General features: G+C 59.9%; 8 protein-coding genes. 1 reads left to right on the top strand and 7 read right to left on the bottom strand.

Annotated features, from left to right (window positions below; genetic code table 11):
• Positions 1–425 precede the first annotated feature (425 nt).
• Complete coding sequence (locus IGW03_RS08080) at positions 426–941, bottom strand: hypothetical protein (protein WP_194722012.1); 516 nt, start codon at positions 939–941, stop codon at positions 426–428.
• Positions 942–1,300: 359 nt separating this feature from the next.
• On the opposite strand from IGW03_RS08080, the gene IGW03_RS08075 reads away from it, so the two are divergent.
• On the top strand, positions 1,301–2,233 hold the full coding sequence (locus IGW03_RS08075) for a formylglycine-generating enzyme family protein (protein ID WP_228535225.1): 933 nt from the start codon (positions 1,301–1,303) through the stop codon (positions 2,231–2,233).
• A gap of 32 nt (positions 2,234–2,265) precedes the next feature.
• Here the strand turns inward: IGW03_RS08075 and IGW03_RS08070 are convergent, their stop codons facing one another.
• The 6 genes from IGW03_RS08070 to IGW03_RS08045 form a co-directional block, all read right to left on the bottom strand.
• Positions 2,266–2,670: a hypothetical protein gene (locus IGW03_RS08070; protein WP_194722011.1), complete on the bottom strand. Its 405-nt coding sequence runs from the start codon at positions 2,668–2,670 to the stop codon at positions 2,266–2,268.
• 111 nt (positions 2,671–2,781) lie between these two features.
• The gene (locus IGW03_RS08065) at positions 2,782–4,065 is read right to left on the bottom strand and encodes a DUF6445 family protein (protein WP_500048340.1); all 1,284 of its coding nucleotides are present in this window, start codon (positions 4,063–4,065) and stop codon (positions 2,782–2,784) included.
• Positions 4,066–4,186: 121 nt separating this feature from the next.
• Positions 4,187–5,311 (bottom strand): T3SS effector HopA1 family protein, encoded by a 1,125-nt coding sequence (locus IGW03_RS08060; RefSeq protein WP_194722009.1) that lies wholly within the window; start codon positions 5,309–5,311, stop codon positions 4,187–4,189.
• A 365-nt stretch (positions 5,312–5,676) separates the two neighbouring features.
• Positions 5,677–6,189 carry a DUF2062 domain-containing protein gene (locus IGW03_RS08055; RefSeq protein WP_194722008.1) on the bottom strand — a complete coding sequence of 171 codons (513 nt, stop codon included), beginning with the start codon at positions 6,187–6,189 and terminating at the stop codon, positions 5,677–5,679.
• Between the two features lie 125 nt (positions 6,190–6,314).
• Positions 6,315–6,653 (bottom strand): HPF/RaiA family ribosome-associated protein, encoded by a 339-nt coding sequence (locus IGW03_RS08050; RefSeq protein WP_194722007.1) that lies wholly within the window; start codon positions 6,651–6,653, stop codon positions 6,315–6,317.
• A gap of 315 nt (positions 6,654–6,968) precedes the next feature.
• On the bottom strand, positions 6,969–10,592 hold the full coding sequence (locus IGW03_RS08045; RefSeq protein ID WP_194722006.1) for an indolepyruvate ferredoxin oxidoreductase family protein: 3,624 nt from the start codon (positions 10,590–10,592) through the stop codon (positions 6,969–6,971).
• Positions 10,593–10,627 lie beyond the last annotated feature (35 nt).

Here is a 10,627-nt window from a genome sequence, read left to right as displayed (position 1 = left end):
AATCAAACTGTACCGCATAGTCCTCAAGTGGGCCCGGTGCAACTGGACAGGGTCGACGAGCAGTCATGGCAGCAGACCTCCTGCTCCCAGCATAGCCGCTCAATAATCCACTTTCAACAAAGTACCGCTAACGGGCGGGGATGTCTATGTAATTTTTATTGTGCGCCGCAACGAAACACATTAAGCCTTTGATCGTAAAGGAACTGAGCCACATGTTTATTAATACCCAGCGAAATGAAAAGGGCCCGCACATAAGCGCAGGCCCTTTGTGCCTCCCACTGATTGCCGTCGGAAAAGAGTCACAAGCAAAGAATAGGTGACAGGCGGAAAAGCGGTTTGCGAATACGCAAGGCTTTGTTATGCGCCAAGATTGCTTCGGCGGCAGTTCAAGTTGCGAGTCGATGAAAGGACAAAGCCGCAGCGCTTCAGGTCTCGACCTTATGGTCTTCCGCCTTGGCTTGCTGCATTGCCGTCGGTTCCAGGTTTTCCGCGGCGACGTTGCGGCTGACGAACCAGCCCCAGGCAGCCAGCATCACGCCGGCCGCCGCCCCGATCGATGCCGCCTGGGGCAGCAGTTCGGGCGCGGTATGAATCAGCTGGAACACCGCCACCAGGCATTCAATCGACAGCGAGACGATAACGACGACGAGAAAGCGCGAGATGAAGCGGCGCACCCGCGTCGGGGCGCTCATGCTGGCAGAGCGCTGCACCTCTTCCTCGAGAATGGTCTGCCCCAGTTCGAAAGCTGCGACGGCGATCGTCAGCAGGCCGATGCATTCGAGCACCTGAACGAAGCGTTCCCGCATCGGCACGTCGGCCGCCGGATCGACAACGGCCCACATCTCGATGGCGGCGAAGGCCAGGAGTACGAGGCCGCAGACGAGAAAGAACAGCACCGTGACGACGTAGCCGATGGAGAAGAGCTTTTGTACAAGCTTCATTACAGGCCCGCTTTTGTCTGGCTGGTTGGGAATGGTCAGTGCCGGCGGACCGCAGCCGGCAGCTGCCGGATCGCTTGACCGATCCGGTTCTGGAAGAGCCGCCCGCAGCGCCGTTCATCGGTCCGATGCCATAGCTTACCCTGCCGGAGCACCGGTGGATTGATCCGATGCAAGAAAGCCTGTACGGCGCAGTGTTGCCCTGCAAATACGCGGCCATTGCGCTCCCTCTTCGCGCATGCCAGCATAGGCTTGTTGCTTCCTTTGGAAAGCCTGCGCCCATGCATCTCAAGATCATGCTGCCATTGCTGTTCATCTCCTCGGCCTGCCTTGCCGAGCCGTTCAATGCTGCGCCTTCATGGATGCCCGTGGCGCCCAAGCTGACCAACTCCCTCGGCATGGAGTTCATGCTGGTGCCCGCCGGGGAATTCACGATGGGCAGCGATGAATCGCCCGAGGCGCTGGCGCGTGACTATCCGCACTATGAACGCCAGCGCCTGCTCGAACTTGCCGATGAGCATCCGGCCCACAAGGTTCGCATCACCCGCGCCTTTTATCTCGGCAGACATGAAGTCACGGTGGGCCAGTTCCGGCGCTTCCTCGAAGCCTCGGGCCATGTTCCCGAATCGGAAGCCGACGGCACGGGCGGCTATGGTTACAACCCGCGCTACGATCCCGAGAGCAGCGCCCGAGGCGATGCCTTTGAAGGCCGGAACCCCAGGTATTCATGGCGCAACCCAGGCTTTCCGCAGGGAGATGATCATCCGGTGGTGAATGTGACCTGGAACGACGCCGTGGCGTTGTGCGCATGGCTGAGCAGGACGGAAGGAGCCGCTTACCGGCTGCCGACCGAAGCGGAATGGGAGTATGCTGCACGCGCCGGCACAAGGACCCGCTACAGCAGCGGCGACGATCCGCGGACGCTGCTGAAGGTCGCCAACGTCTTCGATCTCGATGCTGCGGTGCATTGGCCGAAATGGAAGCCGCATGCGCTCGATGGACACGACGGCTTTGCCTTCACCGCGCCGGTCGGCAGCTTTCCCCCGAACGCCTTCGGCCTGCATGACATGCATGGCAATGCCTGGGAATGGACCGCCGACTGGTACGGCGAGCGTTACTACGCCGAGTCTCCTGCGGAAGATCCGCCGGGGCCGGCCGACGGATCGGTCAGGGTGCGCCGCGGCGGCTCCTGGCATACCTGGTCCTTCTACGCGCGCTCGTCCTATCGCAACTGGAATTCGACGCGAACGCGCTATACGCTGGTCGGCATGCGCCTGCTGCGCGAGGCGCGCTGAGACAACCCGGTTGGAAAGTGCGCAGGCAGTGCTTAGCCCGCGGTGCGCACGATGGCCGTCACCAGTGCAATGACGGCGACGGCGCCGCTCACGCCGGCTGCCACCGCCAGCGTTACCAAGCGCTTGCGATTGGCTTCGATGCGCTGGATGAGCTGCGCGTTCTGTTCGGCGAGCGCCTTGATCAGTTCGGACGAAGTGCGCATCTGGCCGTGCAGATCCGACACGCCGGCTTCGGCTGCGCTCAGGCGCGCATCGAGTTCTGCGATGATTTCCTGAGGCGAGGCGGCAGGCACGTCCTGCTCCGGATGCACCGTGGACGCAGGCGCTTTTGCTACCGCGCCCCAAAGCTTGCGGGCATTTTCCGCCACGCCCGGCGCATTGCCGATGACTTCCGTCCAGGGCACGTGTTTCAAGACCTTCAACCAATCCATTGCCATTATGTGTATTCCTTCACCGATACCGCCGCCGGCATGACTGCATGCCGGTCACGACAGCCGCATCCATGACCGAAGTATAGGCCAATGCGCCTTGTTGCCTGACGGCCGGATTCACTTTGCTGTTTTTTCAATGATTGATTGACCATCGGTATCGCCGAGGGTTTCGAAGAAAAACAGCTGCACCAGGCGGGCGTCTCCGAGGGTCGTGCCGAAGAGGCCCGTAATCGAATGAAAATAGTCGCCGCGGTAAATGATCAGGCGGTTCTGCCGCATCGGCACCTCGAGCACGGCCTTCCATGTGCCGTTCTGCTCCCGCTGCTCCTTCAGCGCGTCGAAGGGCAGGACGCGGTGATTCGGCAGCCAACGTTTCTGGAAACCTTTGAAGTTCGCATAGCCGGCCGCTTGCAGCTCTTCCTGCGACGGGCGCCGCTCCCATCCGGTCGGCAGGTGTTTCCAGAAGCTGGTTCCACCCTGCCATTGTTCAGGCGGATTCAGATACAGCACGCCTGCATAGAAGCGCCTGCTTTCTTCCGTCTCATTGTCCACATGGATATCGGTACGTGCGGTCGAGTTTGCAAAGCTCAGGCGACAGGCGCCGTTATCCGGAGAGATGGCCTTGATCGGCCTGCCCAGTGCGGCGGCAATCCGGTCCATGACGGGCTGGCAATCCATGCCGTCGGTCTGCAGCCCCGGATAGTTTTGTCCGGCGTACTGGGCCTGTTTGAAATCCGAGGCCAGGGCTTGCGTACGGTAGGCGGCTGCGTCGTCCACGCAATCATCGATCACGTACAGGTCGCGCTCGGCGCAGATCAGCCTGGCCTTGCTGGCCTGCGCAGCAGGCAATGCGTAACCGATGCGGGACTGTCTGGCCAACGCGGGATCGAGCTGCACCGCCTGCCGATGGCTATGCAATGCCTCCGGCAGGCGATCGGCTTGGTAGTGAAGCATTGCAAGCAGATGCAGGCTCCTTGCAGACGCCGGCGCAAGAGTGTGCAGACGTTCAAGCACGGACACCGCCTCGTCAAAGCGAGATTGGGCGCGCAAGGCTTCCGCGCATGACAGGGCGACATCGGGATCGTCCGGCATGCGTGCCGCCAGTTCGCACAGATGCTGCAGGGCCGATTGGGCATCCACGGCCTGCAATGCCTTGACGTAGTTCAGATGCATTCCGGCGTCGTCGGGCAGAGCGGACAGGGATTGCCGCATCATGTGCAGTCCCATCGCCTGCTGCCCGAGCTGATACATGGCCAGGCCGAGATAATGCTGTGCATCGGGCGCGTTCGGTTTTACCTTCAGCGCCTGCTGATAACAGTTCACGGCGCCGATCAAGTCATTCTTCCGGTGCCTGGACAAACCGGAATCCAGCCAGTCTTTCGATTGCTGTTTCTGTTTCACTTTCTGCCCCTTACGCTCTTCGATCAAACCTTTCCAAAGCGGTTTGAATTGTAGCGCTGATGTCCGCTTCGTTGGGTAGCCAGCGATATCCGTTAAGGAATACGGGATCGTGCCGCTTTGTTCATAACCTTTGCAAGAGGTCATTCAACCCCTCTCGCTCAACAAACGCCGGATTTCTTAATGAATAGTGATTTTCCGTTAATGCCTCCTCCAGCGCTGCACCAAGTTCCACCTTATCCACAAGATGCTTGATGACGGCACGAGCCACCAGCCTGGCTCGGCTCATACCGAAACTGCTGGAGGCACCGGGTGCCGATTCAGCGTAGGCAATGCCCGGCAGGAACTGATGCATGCCTATTGGCGAGTAGGTTTCCCACGTCTCCGGTGGAGTGGTCGCTTTCAAATGCGCCGCAAACTGTTTTGCCCGTTCGGGCGATGCCTTGGAAAGATAAATCACGATGTTATCTGGGGTACCGCCATGTTCCCTTGCTGACAGTATCTTGTAGCGTGAGAGTATGTCATCAAACTCGCTGCCGAATTCCGTCGCAAGCTTCCTCGCAATGCTCGAGACATGTTCAGGTTGAATGCTCAGGCTGATTCTTGATTGAATTCGGTTGAGGCGATCATAGAGAGGCCGGCGCTCATCCCTCGCCGAAGCAGGATGAACATAAAAAGCACAACGGAAAACTTCTTCCGGCTTTGAATCCAGTAATTGACTTGGTGTGAATCCAGTCGGCTGCTGTGACGTGAAGAATACCTTGTCATTGTCTTTCTCTATGTGCTGCAATTCATTCAAGAACGCTTCCAGCCCACGCGAGTTCCACCTTACGGGCTTACGTGTGATCTCTCTACTGTAGCTAATGTAAGCAACCGTTACGCAACTTTCATAAATTCTGTTTATTTCGTCGTGTGCCTGTTCATTTTCTTGGTGCGTGTCGGTATATCGATTCAGCCACCGTTCCACTTCGGCAGTGCCTCCTTTCTCTCTAAATTTTTCAAGGACCTTATGCGTAAACAAATTCAAGGCCGCAACTTGTGACAATTCCTTCGTGTTTTCTTGCTCGCCTATGGACTGACGCAGCTTAAGCTCTACTGCCGTCCTGCCCTGCGGTACATTCAGCGAGGATGATCGCCTGTCGGACACAGAAGCAGGCGCCGTTTGAGGATGGTTAAGATTTTGAAGAAATATCGCTTCGGAGGGTGCAGGTCCAGATGAATGGCAGCAGAACAGGGATGGAATTTTCATAGTCGGTCGCTCAGTCAGATCTTTCCACCAGAAGCCGCATCAACTTGAAGACATATGGATAGACGACGCTTCGCCTCCAGTTCTGTCCTGTCTCGATGCTGTTTCTGACAGTGGTTGAACACTCAGTTGAAACAGCATCAGTGGCAACTCAATGCCATGAGTTCCATCGCCTTCCGATTTTATCGGCTGGCGGTCTTCGAACGCCGACTCGGAAAGGATATTGAATCAGTTGCCAGTAAATGCGTGCACGGAATGCAGCCTAGCGGGATCGCCCCATTCCTCATCCTCCACCATCTGCCACGGTTTCAGGAGGCCGAGCTGACTGTTCTCCGATAACGCCGTCGATGCCGGAATGTTACCTAGGTTCAGGACGGTTCCATCCGTCGTTTCCGCCATCGATACAGAACAACGCCTCTCCACCCGGCCACCGTAAGCCCGAATGCCAGCAAGCCTGACAGCACCGCCAGCAAAGGCACGCCCAGCAGCAGCGGCATTCCGGCGTCATGCAGCAGGCCTGACCAGTCCATGTCCGCCGAGAGGACGGCAGTATCCGGCCATGCCAGCGGATGGCCAAGGCAGAATGCACCCAGCATCCATGCCGCGCCCAAGATCGGCAGCATGGTGAACGGATTGCCGATGAACGTCAGAACCACGGCGGTAGGCAGATGGGCGTTGAAGCGAATGGCTGCGAATGCAGCCAGCAAAGCCTGCGCCGGTATGGGAAGCACGCTGATCGCCGCACCGATGGCCGCACCGATCGCCACCGAGCGTCTCCGGGGTATCCATAGCAGCGGCTTTCCACTGCCGAAAAGGCGTCCTATTTGCGGATGGTTTTTCAACAGCTCGGATGCATTCATCCAAGCGCTCTTTTTCTGCATGTCGATTCCTTGTACTTGCGGCCGGACGCAGCGGCGCATGCGGCAAATTCTCTACTACCCGTGTGACGATGACTGCGATCACGGCAGAACTGCCTGCTGTAATTTTCGAGTCAGCAGGATCTCCATCAACATGCCGGCGTGCATGGCATGCCTTCAGGCTCGCGCTTCTTGCGCTTCGTCATTCGCTTCGTTCGATAAGCGGCACGGCGCACCGCATAGTCGATGGCGGTGAACATGTTTTCCTGCACTTCGTGAATCACTACCGTCGGGCGATCGGGCAAGGTGACGCTGACTTCACACAGGTTTTCCCGGCCGCCGCGCTCGGCGCTGATTTCACTCAGTTGCACCGACACCTGCCTGACATGGCCATGCGTGGAAGTGAAGGCGGAACGCACGCTGCGTTCCAGATATTCCTGGAGGAAGGGGGTGAAGCAATATTCCTTGGCAAGTATTTGCACGTCCATCGGCACCTCCATGAATAGTCATTGAATGAATTCGATGGCACAGTGTTGCCGATTATTCCCGCATGAAAAACCTAAGAAAAAAGGAGACAGTCTCCCTTAAATCGGAAATGATCCAGAGAAAGTATATGAGGAGGTGATGATTGCAAGGAAGGAAGTAGAACGAAGACACCCGGGCTTTCGCCTGGCGTCAAAGATAGACGAGATACGGAGGCAGCTACGAGCGTCCACACAGCTGTCTTTGCTCGTCACCCGATAATGATGTCGGCAGGAAGCACAAGCTTGCATGAATCAAGCTCATGCCCCTGCCGCACTACATCACGCCGCGTGCGCGGTCGTCGTTCCTTTTGCCGCCGGCGCGTCGAACTCCTTGAGCAGCGCGGCTTCCTTCTCGCGCGCCGCCTTCAGGTGCCGCTCCTTGACATGCCCGTAGCCGCGGATGGCGTCCGGAATGCTGGCGATCGCGGCGGCGGTTGCCACATTGTCCGCTGTCAGCCTGGGCAGCAATGCCGCCACCGTCTGCCTGTACTGGCCGATCAATGCGCGCTCGGTCTTGCGCTCCTCGGTATAGCCGAACACATCGAGAGCGGTGCCGCGCAGGACCTTCAGCTTGGCGAGCATGCCGAAGGCCTTCATCATCCACGGGCCGAATTCCTTCTTGACCAGATGGCCTTCCGCATCGCGCTTGGCCAGCAGCGGCGGCGCGAGGTGGAACTTGATCTTGTAGTCGCCTTCGAACATGCCTTCGATCTTGGCCTTGAACGCGGTGTCCGCGTGCAGGCGCGCGACTTCATACTCATCCTTGTAGGCCATGAGCTTGTAGAGATAATGCGCGACCGCAGTGGTCAGCTTGTGTGATTTCTCGCCGACGGCATTGCGCTCCGCCGAGCGCACCTGTTCGACGAAGTCGCGGTACTGCTGCGCATAGGCGGCGTTCTGGTACTTGGTCAGGTAATCGACGCGGGTGGCGATGACATCATCCAGCGAAGGCGAGCGCTTGAATTCGATCACCTGCGCCGCCGTATCGTTGACCTTGGCCAAGCGTGCCACCGCAGCCCAGTCGTGCGCCGCATTGCGGCCCCAGACGAAGGCCTGCTTGTTGAATTCCACCGACACGCCGTTGAGTTCGATCGCCCGCATCACGGCGGCTTCCGACAGCGGTACCCAGCCCTTCTGCCAGACATAGCCGAGCATGAACATGTTGGTGGCGATGCTGTCGCCCATCAATGCCGTGGCCACCTTGCCCGCATCGACGAAATCGACGTGGTCGCTGCCGCAGGCGTTGCGGATGTCGTTCTCAACCGCCTGTCCCGGGAATTTCCAGTCGGGGTTCTTGACGAAGGCCGCGGTCGGGCTGCCGGTCGCATTCACCGCCGCATGCGTGCGGCCCTCGCCCATGCGCGACAGCGCATCGCGGCTGCCGGTGACGATGACGTCACAGCCGATGACGAGGTCGGCCGCGCCGGTGCCGACGCGGGTGGAGTGAATCTTGTCCGGGCTGTCGGCCAGGCGCACATGCGACATCACCGGTCCGCCCTTCTGCGCGAGGCCGCTCATGTCGAGCACCGAACAGCCCTTGCCTTCGACGTGCGCCGCCATCGCCAGGATCTGGCCGACGGTCACGACGCCGGTACCGCCGATGCCGGTGACGAGAATGCCGAAGGGTTCGGCCGTCGTGGGCAGGGCCGGCTGCGGCAGGTTGCTGCCGTCGAGGATGGGGAGCTTCTTCGCACCCGCATCCTGGGCGACGGCGGCTTTCTTCGGTTTCTTCAACTGGCCGCCTTCGACGGTGACGAAACTCGGGCAGAAACCCTTGACGCAGGAGAAGTCCTTGTTGCACGACGACTGGTTGATCTGGCGCTTGCGGCCGAATTCGGTTTCCAGCGGTTCCACCGACAGGCAGTTCGACTGCACGCTGCAGTCGCCGCAGCCTTCGCACACGGCTTCGTTGATGACGGCGCGCTTGGCCGGATCGGGATAGCCGGGCTTGCCGTCCTTGCCGATTTTTTTCCGGCGACGGCGTTTTTCCGAGGCGCAGGTCTGGTCGTAGATCATGGCGGAAACGCCCTTGACCTCGCGCAGCTCCTTCTGCACCGCATCGAGCTCGTCGCGGTGGCGGATGGTCACGCCCGGCGCCCAGTTGATGCCGGCCGGGTATTTTTCCGGCTCGTCGGTGACGACGATGATTGGGTTCACGCCTTCGGCCGCGATCTGGCGCGAGATGGTGGCCGGATCGAGCGGACCGTCGAAGGTTTGGCCGCCGGTCATCGCCACCGCGTCATTGAACAGGATCTTGTAGGTCATGTTGACCTTGGCCGATACCGCGGCGCGGATGGCCAGCAGGCCCGAATGGAAGTAAGTGCCGTCGCCGAGGTTGGCGAAGACATGCTTCTCGCTGGTGAACGGAGCATGGCCGACCCAGGTCACGCCTTCGGCGCCCATGTGGGTGAAGGTCGAGGTCTGGCGGTCCATCCACAGCACCATGTAATGGCAGCCGATGCCGGCCAGCGCGCGGCTGCCTTCCGGCACCTTGGTGGAGGTGTTGTGCGGGCAGCCGGAGCAGAAATGCGGAATGCGGTCCTTGTTCGGATCGGGCTTGCCGCTGCCGACCTTGAGCACCGCTTCCTTGGCTTCCAGATAGGCGATGCGTTCCTTGACGCGCTGCTCGATCGGATGGCCTGCGAAATACTTCGAGATGCGGGCGGCGATGGCGCGCGCGATCTGCGCCGGATTGAGTTCATAGGTTGCCGGCAGCAGCCAGTTGCCGTGGCCTTCGCGGTGGTTGCCGCTCCACTCGCTGGTGTCGTCGAACTTGCCGACGACGCGCGGGCGCACGTCGTCGCGCCAGTTGTAGAGTTCTTCCTTGAGCTGGTATTCGAGGATCTGCCGCTTTTCCTCGACCACGATGATTTCTTCCAGGCCCTGCGCGAAGTGGCGTACGCCTTCGGCTTCGAGCGGCCAGGTCATGCCGATCTTGTAGAGGCGGATGCCGATCTCGCGGGCGACGTCTTCATCGATGCCGAGGTCGTCCAGCGCCTGGCGAGTGTCGAGATAGGACTTGCCGGCGGTAATGATGCCGATGCGGGCACGCGGGCTGTCCCAGATGATCTGGTTGAGCTTGTTGGCGCGCACATAGGCCAGCGCCGCATACCACTTGTAGTTGTTCATCCGCGCTTCCTGGTCGAGCACGGCATCGGGATAGCGGATGTTGAGGCCGCCGGGCGGCAGCTCGAAATCTTCGGGGATGATGATGTTGACGCGCTCCGGCGACAGATCGACCGAGGCACCCGACTCGACGACGTCGGTCACGCATTTCATCGACACCCACAGGCCGGTATAACGCGACAGCGCCCAGCCGTGCAGGCCGTAATCGAGATATTCCTGGACTGAAGACGGATACAGCACCGGAATGCCGCAGGCCTTGAGTATGTGCTCGCTCTGGTGCGCGGTGGTGGAGGACTTGGCCGCATGGTCGTCGCCGGCCAGTACCAGCACGCCGCCGTGCTTGTCGGTGCCGGCCATGTTCGCATGCTTGAAGACGTCGCCGCAGCGGTCCACGCCCGGACCCTTGCCGTACCACATCGAGAACACGCCGTCGTACTTGGCGTCGGGGAAAAGATTGACCTGCTGCGTGCCCCAGACTGCGGTGGCTGCCAGGTCTTCGTTCATTCCCGGATGAAACTGGACATGATGCTGCTCAAGATATTTCTTCGCCTTCATGGCGGTCATGTCGACATTGCCCAGCGGCGAGCCGCGGTAGCCGGTGATGTAGCCGGCGGTGTTCAGGCCGGCGGCGACGTCGCGCTGGCGCTGCATCATGGGCAGGCGGATCAGGGCCTGCGTGCCGGTGATGAAGGCGCGTCCGCGCTCCAGCGTGAATTTGTCGTCCAGGGAAATATTGTCGAGCAGCGTGCGCTGATCCGATGTCAGGGGTGCGTTCATCGCGAAGGTCTCCATCCTTTTTGGGGCTGTAGATT

The organism is Noviherbaspirillum malthae (assembly GCF_015352985.1).
Lineage (GTDB): Bacteria > Pseudomonadota > Gammaproteobacteria > Burkholderiales > Burkholderiaceae_D > Noviherbaspirillum > Noviherbaspirillum malthae.
The sequence above is the reverse complement of the archived record's forward strand: the minus strand, read 5'-3'. Positions and strand labels throughout refer to the sequence as shown.